Raw genomic sequence first — 21599 nt, forward strand, 5'->3', positions numbered from 1 at the left:
TCCTGAACTGTTTGGAATTTATCAATTTCCTTTACATCGTTCAGGAGGTTTTTTAGGTTTCACTTCCTTTGTTGAGTCTTTTATCACTCGAATATTTGTTCGAAAGATTCGGGGTGACCCATGCTTGTTCTATGAACCTCTCACATCTGCTCATCTCAACATTCATTTCTAAATCTGCTAGATGAAAGGGAACTTTTTCTAATCGGATACCGTCTCTACGATATGCAATATACAAATAGAAATATTGAAAGGTAGGAGGCACAAAATGCAAAGGCGTGCCCGCACCATCACTACACTTAGCACTGTGCTCATCGTAGGTCTGATTATTGCAACCACAGTAATTTTATTTACCAATCGCTCCCGACCACTTACCAATCTATCCAACATACAAAACGCATCTATTGGGAATAGGGACAAGACACCGCTGACAATTTCAACACAAAAAAATGGGATACAGTTCTCAGCAGCGATTACGCCAGGTCCCTATTTTCTCGGCGAGATGTTGGGTATCAATCTCACTGTGACCAATCATACACAAAATACCATCTATACAGGAATACCATTCATAGGTAGCCCATGCGGATACTTTTCAGGTATCGTGATAAGTGGTGGCAACGGGCCTCGTTATCCACTCTCGATTAACTTTGATCATAGTTGCCCTCCATCCTTCTCCCCTGGTTCCGCATTACAAGCTGGTAAGTCTACTACCGTTCATACATATGAACCACTGCTGAGTAGCGGCTTGCTCACATTGACAGCCCAGACACAATTCTTGAAACACAATGTGAACACTAATAAAAACCGTTTTTTTATGTCTCAATCTATTGATCCATTGAATGGAAATTGGCCCACTACCCATATTCAAGTCAGCCCAGATGTACCAGCAGATCGCCAGATCCTGTTAAAACAAGACGGTGAGCATGTTAGCGTGAATGGTCCACCGGGGGCACAATCAGATCTGGTCTACGCCTATGGTCTCTCCTGTGGGAGCATAGCCACAGGGGACGAGACTGGCACAGGGAACTATGCATGGAATAAACTAGTAAGACCAACAGAGCCAGTTAGTCCTCCACAAGACTCCTATTGTTCTGGCAAGAAGATAAGCTGGACATACGTTTTTGCTGCTCCTGGCTACGCATTGACATCGGGAACATTCCACTCAGCGTAGCAGAGAGGCCCTTGAGTATGAATGGATCGGTGCGACTCGTTCGCCCGAAACCGTGGAAACGCGGGAGATGGGCGGCAAAGCAATTTGACAACTGATGATCTGAAGTTGAATGAAAAAAACTGGAGTTGACCCGTTTTTGGAGGGAACCCAAACGTAAAAGTTAGGCCAGAGAAGACACCTGAAAAATGAGAAATACGTCAATGACATACGTACGTAATACGTATTTCTATTTTACGATAAAAGAACGCTTCTGTCAAGAAAAATCGTCCTTTGTCTCTCTTTTTCGTTTTTCATAATGAGCTGGACTGAGATACTCTAGAGATGAATGTCGTCGTTTTCGATTGTAGTATATTTCTATATATTCAAAAACCGTTGTTTTTGCCTCACTACCACTGGAAAAGAGAGCATCTCCAAAACATTCCTTTTTCAATGTTGCCCAAAAACTCTCGATCATCGCATTATCATAACAGTCGCCTTTTTTGCTCATACTTCCCTGAATCTGATGCTCGTGCAACAGCGTTTGATAGCAACCGCGCGCATATTCACTGCCCCCGGTCTGAATGATGGATCAGGTGCCATACCGATTGTTGTGTAAAGATCAGTGGGGAACAAGCGAGGAAAGATGTGTGGGAGGTATTTGCTGGTTAGATGTCCTCTTAACTGGCATCGATTTTGAAGACAGTCAAAAAGATCGGACAGCACTGAAGCTTTGACAATCGCCTCTTGTCAAGCTATAATAAGTGCCGATAACATCATCGCAAAGGGGGATTGTCCGACCATGATGCCAGTGGTGTGCTAACTTCATCCTACTCATGCTGGAAATACAGATGTAAAATTGCGCAGATCGCCATCACTCACATGCTACTGATGCGCGATTATGTCGTTGTGAGATGAAAGTAGTAATTCAACACTGAAAGGTAACGTATACTCATGGCAACCGGACTTTCTGACTTCTTCAAATACAACCTCTGGGCCAATCTGCGTCTGCTCGACACCTGCGAACAGCTTACTGATGCCCAGCTCGATGCCGTTTTCCCTGGCACCTATGGCAGCATCCGCGTCACTCTCAAGCATATGCTGGGCGCTGAGGAAGGCTATGCGGCCAGGTCGGTGGGTGGCTTCCCAACCACGCCGCCTCTGCGCGAGGATGAGGAAGCCCCGCGCTCCTTCGCCGAACTGCGCGAGCGCGCCCGTCGCTCCAGCGAGGCCATGATCGCCTTCACCGAGCAGGTCACGCCAGAACAACTCCAGGTGATCCAGCTCCTGGACGAAGGCACCTACAGGGCGCCGCTCCTGGTCACGGTCATCCAGTTCGTTGATCACGGCATCGACCACCGCACCCAGATCTGCACAACCCTCACCCAGCTCGGCATTCAATCGCCGGAGCTGGATGTCTGGGCATATAATGAGGCAGCGTTGGGATACGGGGAAATCAAGCAATAAGGTCTATTCGTACTCAAGGGCCAGAGATGAGCAGAAAAATCTCTTGAACGTGTGCTTGTGTTACACAGGATCAAGCGTCCAAACAAGCTCTCCCTGGCCCAGCAATGGAGTCTGGTTGTTTGGCACGGACCTCGATTCAAAGCCTCGCTTACGAGACAGGTATCCTGGGCAAGTGTATATCCTGCATGACCGCCCAGACGATGGTCAGACAACTGGTTTCTGTGGTGAAGGCATCAATTTGATCGGTTCGCTGGCGAACATTGCTAAAGAAGCTTTCAATGGCGTTGGTACTCCGAATATAGCGGTGCATCACTGGTGGAAACGCATAAAACGTCAGGAGATGTTCTTCATCCTCGCAGAGGCTGCGGATGGCTTCGGGATAGCGCTTCTGATATTTGGCTTTGAAGGCGGCCAAATTGAGCAGCGCATCCTCTTTCTTCTCCTGATTTGAAGATCCCCGCGAGTTCTGTACTGACCTCCTTGCGCTCCCGATGAGGAATGGCATTGAGTACATTGCGTTGTTTATGCACGACACAGCGTTGTCGTGGCGTCGCAGTAAAGAGAGCAGAGACAGCAGCGAGAAGACCCTCATGCCCATCAGTCACAATCAGGTCTATCTGCGTGGCCCCACGGGTGCGGATGTCTTGCAAAAGACAACTCCATCCATCTTTGTCTTCCTCTGCACAGGCTCGCAATGCGAGCACATCTTTGTTTCCTTCCAGGTCCACACCGAGCGCAGTTAAGATGATCGTCGAGTCGGTTTGCGTTCCATGCCGCACGCTGAAATGGATGCCATCGAGGTACAGGATGCGGTAATGGGCCAACAAAGGGCGCTTTCGCCACGTTTCATATTGCTCAGTCAAGGTCTGGTTCAACCGGCTCACACTACTTGCACTTGGGCCTACTCCCATCAAGGTGGCAGCAACCTCTCCGACTTTATGGGTGCTGGTGCCGCTGACAAACATCTGGGTGAGCGCTTCGGCCACCTCTGGTTCATAACGACTGTAACGCTCGAACACCTGGCTGTGAAACACTCCTTCTCGATCTCTGGGGACCTTCAGGTCTTCAATACGTCCAGTCGAGGTAACCAAAGCGCGGGTGTAGGAGCCATTGCGATAGCCACGACGCTCTGGAGTGACTTCTCCCCACGAGGCTCCAATACACTGCTCTAACTCTTCACGCATGACCTGTTCAATCAGCACTTGGACCGCGCTTACGGCCAGGTGGCGCAGATGCTGACGAAACTCGTCCTGCTCTGGCAGCGTCGGTGATGAGGATTGCCGAGTTGAACCTTCCGAAGTCGATGTGGTAGGCTTTTTCTTGGATACAGGCATAGTCTTCTCCTTTTCTGGAAATGAGTTCTGTGTCTTAAAATGACACTCTATGCCTTGTAGTATCATCTCAAATGCTCATCTTTGAACAGGTTGGACTTTACACAACAATCGGTATGGCGTCTCCTGCCTCAATATTTCGTTTTCACGTTTCAACTTTTTTATTTTCCTCTTCAATCGGAATTTGATGGCCTTTGCCAGGAAAAGCCTTTTCCCCTTGTTCTCCAAATTCTTTGCACCATTTACTTAAAGCACTATCAGAAATACCTAAACCTCTCGCAATTTGAGTTTTACTCTTTCCACTGGTTTCAAAGAGTGCAACGGCTTGTTGTTTGAATTCGCGCGTGTAGGTTGGTTGAGATTTGCCCATTGAAGCCTCCTGGCTCTAGTCTATCAGATTTCTCTTCTCCGACCCTCCAAATTCGAGGGAACTCCAGTCTCTGTTACCAGGACAACTGCTTACCCGTCTCCCCTTTAATAGGGATTGTTCATCTCCAAATGAGTTGAAGAAAAGGTTATTTGATCATGGTATTACATAACAAGAATCAAATCCTCTCGATGCGCAATGGTATTATCTCATATAGGCCTTTATTGCACGTCTTCGATCATTGCATCACTGAGTTGACGCGCAAGATAAGTATTGGTCTTGCTATGACTGGATCTCTCACGAAGGGAACTGCCGACCAATATTCCGATCTCGATTTTCAAGTGGTGATTCCTTCAGAAACATCTTTTGCTGAAGCAAGGTCTTGGGTCATTGAATGTGTCTCTTCAGCTGGTCAGTTGCTCGCCTCTTTCCCAGCAACCCATCTTGGGTTACCCAATCTTCTTATCTTCTTTTTGCAGGTTGAGAGTCAGATCGTTAAGGTTGATGTTCACGTGCTCCCCGTCGATGAATTTCGCTCGCTCCCTCAACCGGTCATCCTTTTTGATCCAGAAGATCAATTCGCAGGTTCTCTTCTCAATGGAGAACCCGAATCATTTCAACTTCCGTTCACGCCAAATTTTGCTGATCTCTATCAGAGATTCTCTGGGTGGACCTGGTATACCTATACGAAGCTAGCTCGTGGGGAATGTCTTGAGGCTGCAGACGCACTTGATACCATGCGTTCACAGGCATTGCTGCCTTGTTTGCAGTTCATCGAACACCTTCCCTTTGAAGGATATAGGCGCCTAGAAACACGATTATCTGAGGATTTCCTTCTTGCCTTAAGACAAACATATCCTTCGTATTTTCAGCGAGATGAAATCCTACGTGCTCTCAAAGATCTTGTCAGGATCTTTTCTCAATTACAGCCTCTCATTATTGAGCGGTTGGGTCAGGATTATCGCCAAGCTGATCTTCAGCAGATATTTTCTGCTATAGAGCGGATGGAGGCTGTTCACAAGGGATAGCACTATGAAGTAGGCCGTTGGAGAGGGAGGGGAGCGGCTATGTAAGTTGTCGCCAGAGGCAGAGGAGCGGGCAATACAGGCTCTTTCTTTCATTACTGCCTGGAACCAGAACTGAGTTTATCCTGCGTGAGCTTACTGATAGATCATGGCTACGAAGAGTGAGGAAGAGAGATCCTTAGTACTCATGCGCATAATCTTCTTCTCTTACGGTTTTGTCTGCGTTTTTCTCCTCAAGAGAAAAGCTGCTGCAATTCTACAAATCTAGTGCCCAGGCGCCATTTAGTGGTTTTTCAGGATATGCTTATCTTGCAAGCTCAGTTTGTTCTGGCTCTGATTCTTTCGGCGCTGAAACAGTCCGTTGGCCTGAGGCTGAACCCATCAGGTTACTGAGGAGCAACGTGAGCAGCGCCAGGATCACGCATCCCGCCCCCAGCCAGCCTAGGGCATTGATGGGCGCACATTGGATGATAACACCACCCAAAGCGGCTCCCCCCGCGATACCCAGATACATCGTCGAGTTGTTAAGGGCCAGGACCACATTGGCATGTTCAGGAGCTATGCTCAACAAACGATGCTGCTGCGGAATAAAAATGATTGATCCCGCCACGCCCCAGATGAGGAGCGCGATCACCGCACCACCCATGCTGGCGAAGGTGAGTGAGAGGCTCACGTAGACCGCAACAAGCACCACGAGACCGCTAACGAGTGGGCGTATGGCTCCGAAACGATCAGCGAGCATGCCTCCCGACCAGTTGCCCGCCACAACCCCCAGGCCAAAGCACAGTAGCATGCCGCTGACATCGGTGAGCGCGAGGTTGGCACGGAGCAATGGCGCGAGGTACGTGTAGATCGTGTAGATCCCAAGATTCCACAGCAGGGCCGGAGTCAGGGCCAGCAAGAGACGTGGCTCCGCCACAGGGGCCAGGCGCGCTTTCAAAGAAAGGACGGGTGAGCCAGCCGTTGGTTTGGGCAGGCCACACACCAGCAGCGCCAGAAATGCGACGCCCGCGAGCGCGGCTACCATGCCAAAGGAGAAGCGCCACCCCAGATGCGTTCCAACCCAGGTACCCAGCGGCGAGCCAAAGACCGTGGCGACCGTAAGACCCAGCACTACCAGTGCCAGCGCCTGCCCGCGTTTCTCTGCGGGGGCCAGCGCCGTTCCCACAGTGTAGGCCAGTGGCGCAAAGGTCGCCGCGCAACAGCCAGCCAGCAGGCGTGTAAGCAGCAACAGAGCAAAGGTTGGGGAGATCGCTGAGCCGACATTGACCAGGCAAAAGGCCCCCAACGACACCAGCAAGACCCGGTTGCGCGGCCAGCGCCCGGTGAGCGCGGCCAGCACAGGTGCGCCCAGGCCATAGGTCAGCGAGAAAACTGTCACCAGCTGACCTGCCAATCCCTCGCTCACCTGCATCTCGCGCGCAATGGTGGGCAAGACGCCCGCCACCACAAACGCGTCAGTTCCCAGAGCGAACATGCCCAGGGCCAGCAGGACGATGCGTGGATCGATGCGGCCAGCCGTGCCGGGTGATGCGCTGTTTTGTACTTCGTGTGACATAGAATAAGAAACATCCTTTCTACGGTAGAACTTTTTCCCGCTCACCGCCGCTCAGATACCTGACGCCCCACATATTGAGAGTACTGATCAGTGTTTGGCTGGTGTAGGAAATGCGGTGGATACGGAGACGGCTTCCCAGGTCTCCCAATCCTGTTTCACTTCAGCCAGTTTGCCGCGCATCATCTGCAGCGCGTCGGCGCCAAGGGCCAGGTGTAGAGGAGGCTCCGGGTGCTCAACAACCTGGATGAGAGCCTTAGCAGCTCTGGCTGGATCGCCAGGCTCGGTGCCATGCATGTGGTGTCTGGTATATTCAACGACCATTCCACTGGTCTGGGCATACGCCCCAATGGTATGCTCTGCGGTCTTCAATGAGCCGCCCGTAAAGTTGGTGCGAAAAGACCCCGGTTCAACGATGGTCAGGCGAATGCCCAGTGGCCCCACTTCCTGAGCCAGCGCATCAGACAGACCTTCTACGGCGCGTTTAGTCGCATTGTAGATACCAGTGCCCATAAAGCTGAGGAAACCTCCAACGGAGGACATCATAAGAATATGTCCATGCTTTTGTGTGCGCATGACTGGAAGAACAGCCCTGGTTACGTTGAGAAGCCCAAAGACATTCGTCTCGAACTGCTGGCGCACCTCCTGCGCCGATGCCTCTTCAATGGCGCCAAAAAGGCCATAGCCCGCATTGTTGACCAGGACATCGATCCGTCCAAAGTGCTGCATGGTTTGTTTCATTACCCATAAGCACTGCTCCTCATTGGTCACGTCCAATGGTAAGAGAAGAAGCTGGTCAGAAAAATGGCTGGCAAGATCTTGCAACTGCTCCGGGTGGCGGGCCGTTGCGACAAGTCGATCGCCATGAGCTAAGACGGCTTCTGCAAGCGCTCGCCCAAAGCCTGTGGAACTTCCAGTAATTAACCACACGCGAGGAGATGGAAAAGGTGTTGAGCTATCATGTATGTGAGCCATATTGTTCTCCATTCTTTATTATAAGCTGGCCAGCACATGTGCCATCTGGCAATGAGAGAGAGAGATCATCTGCTTTTTCAAGGATAGCGCAGAGCACTCTTAGTAGGTGCTCGTGGGAGAGCCAGATACACAACCCTTCACGCTGTTCTGCTCTCAACTACGCTTTGACTTCACAGCCGTAAGTATAGTAGGCAAGAGAGGATATGAGAACGACCCGAGTGGGTGGTTGGCCGGGTGGTTGTGATGGCCGGGTGGTTGTGATGGCCGGGTGGTTGTGATGGATTACTCGGGAATAAGTTGAGCACTCCGGGCTACTTCGCTGGCCTCTTGACGATTGGTCACGCTGAGCTTGCGATAGAGATTCTTGATATGCCCTTTCACGGTATTTACCGAAACGATGAGAGCTGCAGCGATCTCCGGGTTACTGCGCCCGGCGACCAGTAATGTGAGCACCCGCTGCTCTTGTGGAGAGAGTGGTTCCAGGAACGCTTCCCTGGTCACATTTCGAGAGATGGAAGAAACAGGAAATGAAGTGACAAATGCATGGAGGAGATGTCGGGCGTAAGCACGCAGCGGTTTTTCTGAGAGCGTGGGCAGTAAAGAATGCAGGAGCGTAGCTAGAGGCTCCCCTTCATTCAGAAAGATGCGCATCAATCCCGCAGTTCTCGCCTGTGCCAGGGCCAGCACGAGCTGCTTTTGAGCTTCTTGCTCTTGTTTGCGAGCAGCATATGTCAGAGCAAGAAGTAGCCGAATTTCTAAAACACGGGTTACGTGTCTTCCTCTCTCGCACAGAGGGAGGAGTTGTAGGAGTCCGGAAAGGGCAGAATCTGTTTCACCCATCGCAAAGCTCAGACGGGCAGAGAGCAGGCGAAGTGCTTCCTGCTGGAGTGGTGACAGTGTGTAGCCATTGAGCATGTCAATGGTGCGCGATGCCCCTACCAGGTCAGTATCAGCGATCTGCAGACGAGCTTGCCAGATCAGCATATCTGGGACGAGGGGGAGCATGCCGGGAATTGTGAACGCTTGTAAACGCACAAAAAGCGGGGAGAGCGCGGCCTGGGCATCAGCCACTTTTCCGCGAGCATACAATAAAAGGATCTTGAGCAGCGCTAACTTCACATGGGCATCTTCTTCTCCGTGAGGAAAATTGCCGCTATAGGTGTGAAGAGACGCTTCCTGAAGCAGTCGTTCCGCTGTTTCAAGCTCGTTCCGCTCATAAGCGAGGCGAATCAATCCGCAAGCGACCTGCACGCGAAAAAGAGACTCGCCTCTCTCATCCTGCCACGGGGGCTCTGCAAGAGTCTGCTGGTAATACGAGGCAGCCTGGTGTAGTTCGCCCAGTTCTATGCATACCTCGCCAAGCAGTCTTCCAACAATACGCGTGAAGACACGCTCGGCGTGCTTCATGCTCGCGATATAGGCTTCCAGCAGGATATGATGGGCTTTATCAAAGACTCCTTCTTGCATGGCTTCTAGACCGAGTGCAAGGAGACTGCCACAGTACCATTCAATCCACTCAGCAGGGCGGAGAGCCAGGGAGCGCTCTGTCGGTCCTGATGTAAGAGACGGCAGGAGTTGAAGCGCCTGCTGCGCGAAGGCAGTAGCTGGCGCGAGAAGTCCATGAACAACCGTGAATGTTGCGCGAAAAGCATAGAGGACGCCAACCTGATGCAAGTTTCCACATTTTCGCCACCCTTCTTCTGCCGCCTGGAGCAGATCCTCGACTGGCTCTAGATTCCACGGCAATCCCCTATGATCCTCGGCGAAGAACTGTGCCCGCGCAAAGAGGAAACACAGCGTCGGGTGTGCGGGCAAGAGAGCCGCTGGAAGCCACTGCATCCAGCGGCACATAGTATGATATTCGGAGAAAGAGCTTGTCTCATTAAGCTGTTCTATCAGATGCGCGGCCTGCTCGAATTGTTGAGCAGCAAGGGCAGCGTCTATTGCCTCCACTGGCAAAGCATGCTCTGCATACCAGCGGGAAGCCCGCGCCCAAAGGTTGCGCAATGCCTCTTCTCCCAGGCGACGGCTCGCCTCAACACGCATACTCTCGGCAAAGAGAGCATGATAGCGATACCAGGTACTGTCCATCGCCTCCAGAAAGCACCCGGAGCGTTCAACTACTATTAACCAGTCGGCGCTATCTTGTCTTCCCGTTACGGCATCACAGAGTGAGGCGGCGAGGCGACAGAGAATACTCGTCTGGAGCAAGAAGAACTGGAGCGCCTCTGGCTGGGCCGCGAGGATCTCGCTCAGAAAATATTCCTGAATGGATTGATGGGCGTGGGATGTGGCTCCTTCAGGCAGGGACGTAAGAACACTCTTGATAGTCTGCTCTGTCACCTGGTTCTGTACGCTCAGTACGAGCAGGCGCAGCCCGGCAGCCCAACCTTCCAGGGGAGATGAAAGGGTGACCATCGCTTCCTGGGTAATAGTCTGTGGTAGAACCTGCTGGAAAAATGTGATGGTTTCTAATGCATCAAAGCGCAGTTGGCTGCTCGATATTTCCAGCAGATCTCCGCTGGCACGCCAGCGCACAAGGGGCAGCGAAGGGGTACTACGTGTCAGGAGCACTATCTGCAGAGAGGCGGGTAGATGCTCAATAAAGAAAGTCAGCGTCTCGTGAATACGTGGATGTTCGATGGTATGATAATCTTCCAGGATAATTACCCCGGGTGAGCCTGTGTGTTCCAGGTCATTGAGCAGGAAGGTAAGAGCTGTTTCAAGAGATGACGAAGAGCAAGGCGAGCGCGCAACCTGGGAGAGGTGCTCTAGCGTCTTTTGGCCCAGGTGCGCACGGTAGACCTGACAGGCTGCAATGAGAGCGGACCAGAACCGGATCAGGTCATTGTCGCTACTATCAAGGGAAAGCCAGGCAACCGGTGAAGGATGACGTTGTATGTTGGCAAGATGCGTGGCCTGACGCTCTCGATAAGCGATCCACTGGGTCATGAGCGTGGTTTTGCCAAAGCCTGCTGGTGTCCGTATCAAAATGAGCTTCTGCCTCCCATCAAGCAACCTCAGCAGGCGAAAGCGATCAACGAGTAGTGCTGGGAGCCGGGGCGGGTGCAGTTTGGTGGACAGAAGTGGCGTCACAGCGGTAATGGAATTCTTCTGAGAGGCGGGCTGAAGCTCTACTTCGGAAAAATCTGATGACGCCGCATATTGTCCGTGGATGCGTCTCGCAAGCGTCCGGGCGATCTCATCCAGCCGCTCCATAGTCAGATCTTCCGCTTTCCCCAGATAAGCCCGGTAGAGCGTTCCTTGAGACTTGCGATAGGCTTTCCAGTACCAGCCTCCTCGATGATTGCCAACCTGCTCTTTGCGTGCCGTATAGGAGCCGTGGGACGAATAATAGGAGAAGGTCGTAGATGTTGCCTTTCCTAACCACTCGAACCATTGTGCTGATCCTACTACGATGGAGAGTATTTGTTGTTCTTCGTGCAAAAGAAGTGTATTGCTATGTATCTTGGGGGTTGATCGTGTCATACGTCAGGCGCTTATTTCTCTTATCCCAGTATTTTTTGAACATGTTTCTCAGAAAGTTCCCCAACAGTATAGCATATGTTGGAGAACTTGGCCCTTGAGTACTAACGGACCGGTGCGACCCGTTCCATTAATACTCAAGGGCCAGAGACAACAAAAAGTAGAGTTGAGAGCGTGGGCATGGGCAAAGAGAAGTGATTCTATGGTAAGGATCAAGCGTTTAGACGGTGGTGCGACGTTCTAAACGCTTGATCCTTATTAATATCCGGATACGAGCTATGAGATGGTGAATATCGAAAGGCTTGACGACGTAATCATCGGTACCAGCCCGGAAACCGGCAATCTTATCCTGTAAGGTCGCTCTAGAGGTTAACAGCATAATGGGGATGTGTTGTAAGGAGGAGGTATTGTGGATATATCCACAAAGCTCAAGTCCGCTCTCTTGCCCCACTACAACTTCACTGATTAAAATATCTGGTGGCGAAGCCATCAGCAGTTCTTTGGCCTCGGTAATAGATGCAACACACTGAATGGCAAATTCACCACTCAGTGCATGCTGCATCCTGTTGTGCAAATGCGGATCGCTGTCCACAAAAAGAATATGTAACCTACGCAATGCCTGTAGCCCACGCGCACGCTGGCGCTCTTATAGATAAACGCATTGAGAGAGAACATTTCACTGCCTCTGCTCACTTATTAAATACAAGCGAACAGAGTAATGGCTTTCGATCCTTCAATGCTTAGACGATGTACAAACGCAAAATCGGAGCAACAATTCTAGTGATTGTTCACACTAATCACGTTCGGCTTGCGCCTGAACCAGCGCATCGGTACGGCTTTGACGTTCTGCGGGGGTCAAACGCAATACACTCTCGATAGCCGCATTTAAAGCGGTGGGCTTAAAGGGCTTCGTGAGGTACTCGTCAGCGCCAGAGAGCAATCCAGTCATATGATCTTCTTCACGGGCCATGGCACTCAAGATGATCAATGGCACATTGGCAGTACGTGTGTCACCGCGCAGGCAACGCACCAGTTGATAGCCATCCATCTTTGGCATTTTTACATCGATAATCACGCAATCAGGCTGCTCCGCAAACACGCGCTCCAGCCCTTGCACCCCATCATATGCAACGACGACCTGATACGAACCTTGCAGGTTCACCGCATATTTGATGAGCTCTACAATCGTCGGGTTGTCGTCGATAACCAATACCTTCTTTATCGCATTCACGCTACTCATTAGCCGCCTCTCGTAAAGAGTCGCACAACGTACTGGTTACAGAAAAAGAGTATCGCACCTCTCGCATTGTAACACAGTTATGTGTTCCTGCCAACTTACGCCTGATTGTTTCATACAAATCGTTCAATCAAATAAAATCCCCCAATCCACTCATAATCAATAGAGAGTTTTCCTGTTCTCTTTGTTCCACCTCTGGCAGCAGGGAAAGAAGTGGGGAACACCTCAGGACAACGGTCGCCCTGCACCTCCTGAATAATAAGAGAATTGGAAAACCCTGGTAGTAAGAAGATGAGGGGCCCACGATCAGTAGGAACTATGTTAAAATAGAGAGAGATACAGGAACTTGTGTGTCGCATAAGAAAAAGGGAGATGAGCGATGCTTGACCGTTATTCGCGCCAGACGCTGTTTGGTCCTATTGGCAAAGAGGGACAGGAGCAGCTACGTACAGCGAGAGTAAGTATTATCGGCTGCGGTGCCCTGGGAACCGTGCTGGCTAATAATCTATGCCGCGCTGGCGTCGGACATCTGGTGATCGCTGATCGCGATTATATTGAGCTAAATAATCTACAGCGACAGATTTTGTTTGATGAGGATGATGTCGCACAACATATGCCCAAGGCGATTGCCGCTGCCAACCGGCTGCGACGGATCAATAGCGAGGTAACGATTGAGCCACTGGTTGAGGATATTACGGCCGATGGCATTGAGTCGCTTGTCCAGGGCTCAGACTTGATTCTGGATGCGACCGATAATTTTGAAACTCGTTATATCATCAACGATGCCTGTGTGAAGTATCAGCGTCCCTGGGTCTATAGCGGGGTGATTGCGGCCTATGGGGTCACGATGAATATCCTCCCCGGACAGACCGCTTGCCTGCGTTGCGTCTTTCCCGAACTCCCCCCTCCCGGAAGTACGCCCACATGCGATACGGCGGGCGTGCTGAATGGGATTGTCGGGGCGATTACAGGCATGGCTTCAACGGAAGCCTTGAAGATCCTGTTAAAGAGTGAGCAGATCAGCCACGCAATGCGCTGGCTCGATCTGTGGGAGAATAGCTACGAGAGCCTGGAGATTCCTCGACAGCCGAGCTGTCCAACCTGCGGAGAACACCAGTATACGTTCCTGGAAAATGCGAGCCATGCCAGTGCCAGTCTCTGTGGACGCAACGCTGTTCAGGTGCGCAATCCTAACCGAATACAGGGGCAGCAACTTAACTTTGCCGAACTGTCGCAACGCCTGCAACCGGTTGGGACGGTAAATTATAACGCATATTTGCTGCGCTTCCTGGTAGATGGCTACGATATCACCCTCTTTCCCGATGCGCGAGCAATTATTAAAGGGACAGATGACGAGCAGGTCGCGCGCTCGGTTTACGCACGGTATATTGGAATGTGAGAACAAAAGAGAGGCAATAAGGGCCATGAAGCGGTAGTGGTTGTACATCCTTAGTACACTTTGCTATAATACCCGTGGTTCGTCTCCTGTTTTTCTCTGTCAGCGAAACGAGATACGCAGAAGGTTGAATAATTCCTCCCCGCACACAAATAATCCTTCAAGCCTATAAGGGAGCAGAAGAACAGTGATTGAAAAGGTATGGAAACATGCTCGAATGTGTGCGATGTTCACACATCAGAGCGTAGCGAACTCTGGTTTGTCGGTAGACTGTACTACCGTTAATCCATGTATAGCGGATTGCAGATGAAGGCAGCGTAAAGCGCCACTAGAGAGCATTCATCTCTCATTGGCTTCTAGGGAACCAAGAAGCGGTATCTTGCCCGGCTAGGGCCATACACTCCTCAAGAGTGCGATGTACTGCATGCAGATCAAAACAGTGTAGAGGTTAAAGAGGCTTCCTGTTCGGTCCAAGTGCAGCAACGAATATTGTCGTAAACACATTTTAACACAATTTAGAAAGCAGAACATAGAATTACATGAACGAACATATTCTTGTCTGCGTAGCGTGGCCGTACGCAAAAACCGCGACACACGTTGGCCAGGTCGCCGGGGCCTACCTGCCGGCTGATACTTTTGCGCGCTTTCACCGCATGGCAGGGGATCAGGTCCTGATGGTTTCAGGAAGCGATGAACATGGCACACCTATTCTGGTTGAGTCTGAGCGTCTCGGCATTACACCGCGCGATTTTGTCGCTAACTACCATCGCCAGATCTGCGAAGTCTGGGAGCGACTCGGGATCTCCTGGGATCTCTATACTGAGACGGGAACCGCGAATCATTATCGCATTACGCAAGATTTCTTTTTGACTCTGTATGACAGGGGCTATATCTTTAAGGATAGCATGCAGTCCGCCTACTGCCCTACAGATCGTCGTTTCTTGCCTGATCGCTATGTCGAGGGTACCTGTCCTCATTGTCATTATACAGGGGCCCGTGGTGACCAGTGCGACAATTGTGGACACACCCTCGATCCCATTGATCTGATCGATGCGCGCTGTCGCCTGTGTGGCAGTAAAGAGGCCAAACTTGAAATGCGCATGACCGAGCACTTCTTCCTGGATCTGCCCAAGTTGCAAGAACCACTGGCGGAATGGCTGAATCATGGCAAAGATCACTGGCGTCCCAATACGCTGGCCTTCGTTCAGAACTGGCTGAAAGAGGGCTTGCGTGCCCGCGCGATCACTCGCGACCTGGATTGGGGCGTGCCGATCCCTCTCGAGGGCTATGCGGATAAACGCATCTATGTCTGGTTTGATGCCGTGATTGGCTACTTCTCAGCTTCGGTTGAGTGGGCCGAAAAACAGGGCACACCGGAAGCCTGGAAAACCTGGTGGGTGCCGGAACAGACCGAGCCTGCGGTAAAGCCATACTACTTCATTGGAAAAGATAATATTCCTTTCCATGCTATCATCTGGCCCGCGATGCTACTTGGCTATGGCAACAGAAATCTGCCCTATGATGTACCCGCCAATGAGTTTATGACGATGAGCGGTGCCAAGGCATCCAGCAGCCGTGGCAATGTCATCTGGACGAAGGACGTACTGGACAAGTATGGCGCGGATACCCTGCGTTATTATCTATCGGCTACCGCCCCCGAAGGTCGTGATAGTGATTTTACGTTCGATGAGATGATTCGCCGTAATAACGATGAATTGGTGGCGGCTTATGGAAACGTTGTACACCGCACCCTGACCTTCTTACAAAGCAAGTTTGGCGGCGTCGTACCGGAACCTCTGGCCTTACGTCCAGCGGATCAAGAGATTCTGCTTGAGGTGAAACGCGGCTTTGACCTGGTAGCGCAAAACATCAATCAGTGTCATATGAAAGAGGGTCTGAACGAAGCCATGAATGTAGCCCGGGCTGCGAATCGCTACTTCGACGAACAGGCCCCCTGGAAACAGATTAAAGTGGATCGTGAGGCCGCTGGCACAACGATCTATGTCATGTTGCAAGTCATCAGCGGACTGCACCTGCTCTTTAATCCTTACCTGCCCTTCTCATCGCAGAAATTGCACGAGTACCTGGGCTTTGAAGGCAATATCACGGCACATGGCTGGCAGTTACACACTGTTGAGGCCAACAAGACGCTACCCAAACCCGCACCCCTCTTCCCCAAACTGGAAGAACTCGTTGCCGCCGAGTAGCTCACACTCTTGCATTCGTTGATTGGGTCTGACACTCCTGATCTTCAGAATCTGCGTGCATGATTTTTCGCGCCCAGGGTGCTCAAAAAGGTTTATGCAGTGATTGCAAAAATATTTTTCACATATTTTTGCAATCACCGCATAAAAAGGGGTAGGCGCATCCGGGCCTGCCCGCCTGATAGTGAGAATTACGCTTCGGCTGTGGATAAGAGGCGCTTGCCCATGGTAATAGCAACTTCATGCGCGAGAGGTCCAGGCGGATAGAAATGACAATTGATACCCCAGATTTCGAAGCCGTTATGTAGATAAAATTGCACAGCGGGATAGTGGGTATTTTGCGTCTCAAGGAGGATGGCCCAGCACTTTTGCCCGCGTGCCCAGTCCGCGGCACAACTGAGGAGGAGCGCGCCCACTTTGTAACGCTGATAGTGCCTACCGATCATCATATGCTGGATACGGACAACTGAGCGTTCTTCCTCAACCACCAGGATAATTACACCCGCGAGCTTCCCATCCATCAGCGCCACAAAACCACCCTGCGTATGTTGTAGCAGGGTGGCAATCTCTTCAACTGGCTCAGCCAGTAATGCATACTTCTTGTACAGGGGTGGATCAACTGGAGTTTCTACCAATTCAAAGGTACAGGTAGCCTTCGCACGCGTTTCTATGCTGACATGATGCTGGATTAATTGATTTTGCACTTTGAGCGCATAAATACGATCCGTCTCAAAACCAGCGTCAAGCTCGTGCAAGGCAGGAGCATCGCTGACACTTACAGCACGCACTTCAATGTGAGGTGTTCCCTCGTCCATGCGAGTCCCCGCTTTCTTCGGTATCTAACAGACAGCTAACTTTTAACGGCGTTAACCGCAAGTACATGACCAGCCGCCATTGCGCCCAGAGCTGCCGCGCCAACAACACCGGAGAAATCTCCAAGCTTGGTCCGCACAATGGGAGTCTTTTTAGCCGAAGATGATAAGGCTGCATTACGGGCCCGGGCAACCGCGGTATCAAACAACAGATCAACCGCCTCGATGACTCCACCACCCAGGATAATAGCATCTGGATTGTAGAAGTTCATGATGGAAGCCAGACCATAGCCTAGATAATTCGCAGCATCCTTCATCGCTTCAATCACCAGTTCATCTTTCTGCTGAATAGCATTGGCGAGAATACCAGAGCGAATCACGGTATCACCCTCTTTGAGTTGTCTCAGCATATCACCAGCAAGCACAGATGGGCGGCCATGATGCATCTCAGCCAGAATAGCTTTGGTGATCGCAGTACGTGAGGCATAGGCCTCCAGACAGCCACGTGAGCCGCAACCGCAGATCCGACCACCAGCCTGAATGGTCATATGTCCGGCTTCGCCAGCCGTTCCCGTCAGACCGGTATACATCTTGCCATTCTGCACGATGCCAGAACCAATGCCAGTTCCCACAAAGAGGCAGACAAAGTTATTATAGCCGCGTCCAGAGCCATAAAGGCTCTCGCCCTGTGCCGCGACCTCAACATCGTTGCCCACAAACGCTGGCAGATTAAAGCTCTTGCTCAGGATACTCCCCAACGGCATGTTATGCACACCGAGATTAGGAGCATCCACAACCACGCCAGCCTTGCGATCAATCTGTCCAGCCGCCCCGATGCCAACCGCGACCAATTCAGCGTCATCAGGTAACTTCGCGGCCGTTACGGCGGCTGTTGCCAGCTCTATCGTGCGCTGCGACACAAAATCCTGCCCCCGTTCCGCACGGGTACGCTTACGGGCGGAAGCCACCACGCTTCCATCAGAGAGATCGATCACAGCGGCGAGCGTCTTCGTTCCCCCCAGATCAATCCCTATTGCATAGGTTTTTGGCTTTGGCATACGCCTCTCACTCACTTTCTAAACGGCAGACTCAGTCCAGGTTGGACATCCAAATCCATTGTGTGGCGCTCACCCAGACGAAGATGAAAAAAGGCCGCTCCAGCAATCATGGCTGCATTATCGGTACAAAAATCAATGGGAGGATAACTGAGGCGAATTCCCAGCGGCTGAAGCTCTTGCTGAAGACGCGCCCGTAAGCTTACATTGGCCGCAACCCCACCGGCCAGGATAACCTGCTTTACATGATGTTCCTGCGCCGCCATACGGGTTTTTACGGACAAAACATCGACAATCGCTTCCTGGAATCCAGAAGCCAGTAAAGCAACATCAGGAGCACCATCCTGCGCAGCCTGTTCTCCCATACGTGTATAACGTGAATGCTGTATCGAAGGTTTCCCTGCTTCAACGGTCTGCGGAGTCTCGGTCGCCCCTTCTGCCAGATGCAACATAGCCGTCTTGACACCACTAAAGCTGAAATCATAGGTACCACGTAGCCAGGCGCGGGGCAAACGATAAACGTTGCGTGCCTTTTTTACCGTCGAATGCTGCTGTACATAGGTATCTTCGGCCTGCTGCGCCATACGTTGAATCGCTGGTCCACCTGGATAGCCCAGACCTAAGACACGAGCCACTTTATCCAGTGCCTCGCCTGCAGCATCATCACGTGTACGACCCAGCAACTGGTAGTCACCATGATCGCGCACCAGGACAATCTCACTATGGGCACCAGAGACTACCAGACAGATCAGTGGAAAAAGAGGATCACCCTCCTCGTATCCTCCCCCATCTTCAGTGGCGGGAAGAGGAGATGACGTAACGGGACGTAACCAGTTTGCATAGAGATGGGCTTCCAGATGGTTGACTCCCAAAAAAGGCAGATGACGAGCCAGGGCCAGCGTCTTGCCAGCGGTCAAGCCAACCAGCAAAGAGCCTGCCAGGCCGGGACCATAGGTAGCGGCAATAGCATCAATATCATTCCATGAGCACGAGGCTTGCGCCAATGCGGTCTCTACCACCGGAATAATCGCGGAGAGTTGATGGCGTGAAGCCACTTCAGGCACAACACCACCGTAGCGGTTATGGATCTCAATCTGCGAAGCAACCACGTTGGAGCGCAGATAACGACCATCCTGAACCAGCGCAGCCCCGGTTTCATCACATGAACTTTCAATACCTAAAACAAGCATAGATTACGTTCCTGACAGGCACTTATCACAAAACAGACATAGAACGATTCGATTTGACGCGACGCAAGGATTACCCTTCCAGTTTTTGTAACAGAGTCGCCTTTAATTCTAGAAATTTTTGTTTATAACTGGCGGAATTAATCTCATCAGTCCACATAATGATCGCGTCTTCCTGGTTATCACTATAGTAGCGATGACGCACACCGGCTTCACGGAAACCATATTTGCGATAGAGATTCTGGGCGGTGTGATTGGAAACCCGTACCTCCAATGTCACCCATTTGGCTCCAATATTATACGAAATATCGATCAGGCTAACGAGTAAGAACTCGCCTAAACCCAGACCCCGATGTCCTGGATGGGTGGCGATAGTCGTGACATGCGACTCATCAACCATAAGCCAGAGACCAGCAAAACCAACAATTGACGCAAGGTCTGGCGATGGGGCAAGGGCAGCGGGCCGACTGGGCAAAAGCGAAAGCGGGAAAGGCCGATTCTTGCGCGCCTTTTCCGACTCAGACGGTACTGCGCTCTGCTCTTCAAGGATATGCTTATCGCGTAACACGATATAGTGCGCCCAGCGATTATCTTGTAGTTCCTTGCGGTAGGCGCTCGGAGGCCACGTCGATGGATAGGCAAGACGCTCAATCTCAATAACGCGAGGCACGTCCGACATCGTCATTCTATCAACGACGTAACGCACCCTGTTCCCTTTCTTCTGTCATATCATCATGACCGGTTGGTCGTTGTGAGTCGCTCGCAAACAGGGCTTGCTTACGAGTACTCTTTGTGATGGACGGTCGGCGTAAATAAAGCGGTTCCAGTAACAGAGGATCGTCTGCCTTGCCGTGCTGTAACCGTTGGAAAGCCAGTTGTGCCAGCGTAGCGGCATGCCTGGTTGAAGCAAGTCCATCCCTTAGCAGAGCCAATTCCATTCCTGAAGCTTTATCGACAGGGCTGACAGTAATACCCTGCTGTAAGGCTTGCCAGGAAAGGGATTTCATCTCGCCACAGAAAAGCACTGGATTGAAACGATCAACGTTCCATGTTTGCCTATGCTTATTCAGATAACTAGCCAGTTGTGCAGGCGGACAGAGCATATAATCGCTCAGTTGCCTGAGCTCATAGGAGACAATGCTGCTCTGGCGCACCGGTATACAACGATAAAAGGCTGCATACAATTCGCTCCGACCAGCTTCCAGGACCGAGCAGATGACACCATTCCACTGCTGCTGTTCGGCGGCAATCAGATCTAATGTCGTGACACCAAACAGTGGTTTTTCAATCGCAAAAGCCAACGATTTGGCCGCTGTCAGAGCCACACGCAGGGCATTAAACGAGCCCGGGCCGGTGGTGACAGCCACTGCGTCGAGCTGTTGCAAAGAGATTTGACGCTCCACAGTAATACGTTGTATACGATCCAAGAGATCTACACTATGATTATTCTCTGCATACCAGGTATATTCACTGAGTAACTCGTTTTCAGAGCACAACGCCACACTGGCGGAGCGAGTCGAAGTATCAAGAGCGAGTAATAGCATATGTATTCTTCTGAAACTGTTGTAGCAGTTCACAATAGCGCGGACCTGATGCCACAAACAGCAGACGGCGCTTCGATTCATCCACAAGGCTCAAGCGAATATACAGCTTATCGGTCGGCCAGATCTCATCGGCCTTACCGGCCCACTCCACCACACAAACGCCCGAGCCATAAAAGTAATCTTCAAATCCCAGATCAAGAATCTCATCGGGATCATCCAGACGATACAGATCAAAGTGATAGAGAGCCAGTGGTTGCGACGTAGGCGACTGCCTGGATGCTGTTGATCCACGATATTCTTTGAGCAAAGTAAACGTCGGACTATTCACCACATCGACAATCTGCATCCCTTTCGCCAGTCCCTGTGTGAAGGTTGTCTTACCCGCGCCAAGCTGTCCATCCAACAGGATCAGATCGCCAGGACCAAGTAAGGCACCCAGGGCAGCGCCCAGACGCTGTGTCTGCGTCGGACGTTGCGTCACTATCTCAAAGGACTGAGTCACTGCTGGCTCACGCACTGACAATCCCCTATCTTTATCTGCAATAATAATTGAACAATCTTGAAAATATCTATTCCCGCTCAGAAAAACAGCGCGCAAAGAAAAAGCTATCAGCTCCTTCACGACAAAAAGGGAATAGCGAACTTATTATAGCATAGTTCCACGATCCCACGCGAACAACAAAACAGTAGCGGGTGCCCCTCAGATTTTCGCAAAGAGATATTCAGGTCAAAAAAAAGATGGTAGAATGAAGCCAACGAAAACGAGAAGAGAAAGTGGCTCAATCAATGAATGAAGAAGAGTGGTTGCAAAAAA

The 21599-nt window shown here is 51.2% G+C and carries 16 protein-coding genes and 3 pseudogenes; 5 read left to right on the forward strand and 14 right to left on the reverse strand.

Features of this window, described 5'->3' with window-relative positions; translation table 11 throughout:
* Positions 1 to 265: 265 nt before the first annotated feature.
* On the forward strand, positions 266 to 1168 hold the full coding sequence (locus tag F1593_RS24150) for a hypothetical protein (protein ID WP_149404121.1): 903 nt from the start codon (positions 266 to 268) through the stop codon (positions 1166 to 1168).
* A 253-nt stretch (positions 1169 to 1421) separates the two neighbouring features.
* Here F1593_RS24150 and F1593_RS29985 read toward each other — a convergent pair.
* Positions 1422 to 1740 (reverse strand): annotated as a pseudogene (locus tag F1593_RS29985) (integrase core domain-containing protein); the annotation flags it as partial.
* Positions 1741 to 2098: 358 nt separating this feature from the next.
* Here F1593_RS29985 and F1593_RS24160 point away from each other — a divergent pair.
* Complete coding sequence (locus F1593_RS24160; RefSeq protein WP_149404122.1) at positions 2099 to 2611, forward strand: DinB family protein; 513 nt, start codon at positions 2099 to 2101, stop codon at positions 2609 to 2611.
* A gap of 148 nt (positions 2612 to 2759) precedes the next feature.
* Here F1593_RS24160 and F1593_RS24165 read toward each other — a convergent pair.
* A pseudogene (locus tag F1593_RS24165) lies at positions 2760 to 3945 on the reverse strand (IS256 family transposase).
* 120 nt (positions 3946 to 4065) lie between these two features.
* Positions 4066 to 4312, reverse strand: a pseudogene (locus tag F1593_RS24170) (transposase); the annotation flags it as partial.
* Between the two features lie 155 nt (positions 4313 to 4467).
* Here F1593_RS24170 and F1593_RS24175 point away from each other — a divergent pair.
* Positions 4468 to 5337 carry an aminoglycoside 6-adenylyltransferase gene (locus tag F1593_RS24175; RefSeq protein WP_149404124.1) on the forward strand — a complete coding sequence of 290 codons (870 nt, stop codon included), beginning with the start codon at positions 4468 to 4470 and terminating at the stop codon, positions 5335 to 5337.
* Positions 5338 to 5638: 301 nt separating this feature from the next.
* On the opposite strand, the gene F1593_RS24180 is transcribed toward F1593_RS24175, so the two are convergent.
* From F1593_RS24180 to F1593_RS24200, 5 genes are all read right to left on the reverse strand, one after another.
* A complete protein-coding gene (locus F1593_RS24180) occupies positions 5639 to 6892 on the reverse strand; it encodes an MFS transporter (RefSeq protein ID WP_149404125.1) in 1254 nt (417 codons plus the stop codon).
* 87 nt (positions 6893 to 6979) lie between these two features.
* A complete protein-coding gene (locus F1593_RS24185; RefSeq protein WP_149404126.1) occupies positions 6980 to 7864 on the reverse strand; it encodes an oxidoreductase in 885 nt (294 codons plus the stop codon).
* Positions 7865 to 8146: 282 nt separating this feature from the next.
* Positions 8147 to 11353 (reverse strand): winged helix-turn-helix domain-containing protein, encoded by a 3207-nt coding sequence (locus tag F1593_RS24190; RefSeq protein WP_149404127.1) that lies wholly within the window; start codon positions 11351 to 11353, stop codon positions 8147 to 8149.
* A 217-nt stretch (positions 11354 to 11570) separates the two neighbouring features.
* Positions 11571 to 11942, reverse strand: a complete 372-nt coding sequence (locus F1593_RS24195) for a response regulator transcription factor (RefSeq protein WP_268907085.1) — start codon at positions 11940 to 11942, stop codon at positions 11571 to 11573.
* A 201-nt stretch (positions 11943 to 12143) separates the two neighbouring features.
* Complete coding sequence (locus tag F1593_RS24200) at positions 12144 to 12590, reverse strand: response regulator transcription factor (RefSeq protein ID WP_149404129.1); 447 nt, start codon at positions 12588 to 12590, stop codon at positions 12144 to 12146.
* Between the two features lie 376 nt (positions 12591 to 12966).
* On the opposite strand from F1593_RS24200, the gene F1593_RS24205 reads away from it, so the two are divergent.
* Both F1593_RS24205 and metG read left to right on the forward strand, forming a co-directional pair.
* Complete coding sequence (locus F1593_RS24205) at positions 12967 to 13986, forward strand: ThiF family adenylyltransferase (protein ID WP_149404130.1); 1020 nt, start codon at positions 12967 to 12969, stop codon at positions 13984 to 13986.
* A gap of 536 nt (positions 13987 to 14522) precedes the next feature.
* Positions 14523 to 16190: a methionine--tRNA ligase gene (metG, locus tag F1593_RS24210; RefSeq protein ID WP_149404131.1), complete on the forward strand. Its 1668-nt coding sequence runs from the start codon at positions 14523 to 14525 to the stop codon at positions 16188 to 16190.
* 188 nt (positions 16191 to 16378) lie between these two features.
* On the opposite strand, the gene F1593_RS24215 is transcribed toward metG, so the two are convergent.
* From F1593_RS24215 to tsaE, 6 genes are all read right to left on the reverse strand, one after another.
* Positions 16379 to 17002 (reverse strand): GNAT family N-acetyltransferase, encoded by a 624-nt coding sequence (locus F1593_RS24215; RefSeq protein WP_149404132.1) that lies wholly within the window; start codon positions 17000 to 17002, stop codon positions 16379 to 16381.
* A 35-nt stretch (positions 17003 to 17037) separates the two neighbouring features.
* On the reverse strand, positions 17038 to 18057 hold the full coding sequence (locus tag F1593_RS24220) for an ROK family protein (protein ID WP_149404133.1): 1020 nt from the start codon (positions 18055 to 18057) through the stop codon (positions 17038 to 17040).
* 11 nt (positions 18058 to 18068) lie between these two features.
* Entirely contained in the window at positions 18069 to 19244 is a 1176-nt protein-coding gene (tsaD, locus tag F1593_RS24225; RefSeq protein WP_149404134.1) for a tRNA (adenosine(37)-N6)-threonylcarbamoyltransferase complex transferase subunit TsaD, read from the reverse strand.
* Between the two features lie 70 nt (positions 19245 to 19314).
* Positions 19315 to 19920: a ribosomal protein S18-alanine N-acetyltransferase gene (gene rimI, locus F1593_RS24230; protein WP_216368975.1), complete on the reverse strand. Its 606-nt coding sequence runs from the start codon at positions 19918 to 19920 to the stop codon at positions 19315 to 19317.
* A 10-nt stretch (positions 19921 to 19930) separates the two neighbouring features.
* Positions 19931 to 20785: a tRNA (adenosine(37)-N6)-threonylcarbamoyltransferase complex dimerization subunit type 1 TsaB gene (gene tsaB, locus F1593_RS24235; RefSeq protein ID WP_172632413.1), complete on the reverse strand. Its 855-nt coding sequence runs from the start codon at positions 20783 to 20785 to the stop codon at positions 19931 to 19933.
* Positions 20766 to 21302 (reverse strand): tRNA (adenosine(37)-N6)-threonylcarbamoyltransferase complex ATPase subunit type 1 TsaE, encoded by a 537-nt coding sequence (tsaE, locus tag F1593_RS24240; protein WP_216368976.1) that lies wholly within the window; start codon positions 21300 to 21302, stop codon positions 20766 to 20768. The genes tsaB and tsaE overlap by 20 nt, the downstream gene beginning before the upstream one ends.
* Positions 21303 to 21599 lie beyond the last annotated feature (297 nt).

The sequence above is a fragment of the Dictyobacter arantiisoli genome (genome assembly GCF_008326305.1).
In the GTDB taxonomy this organism is placed as follows: Bacteria; Chloroflexota; Ktedonobacteria; order Ktedonobacterales; family Ktedonobacteraceae; genus Dictyobacter; species Dictyobacter arantiisoli.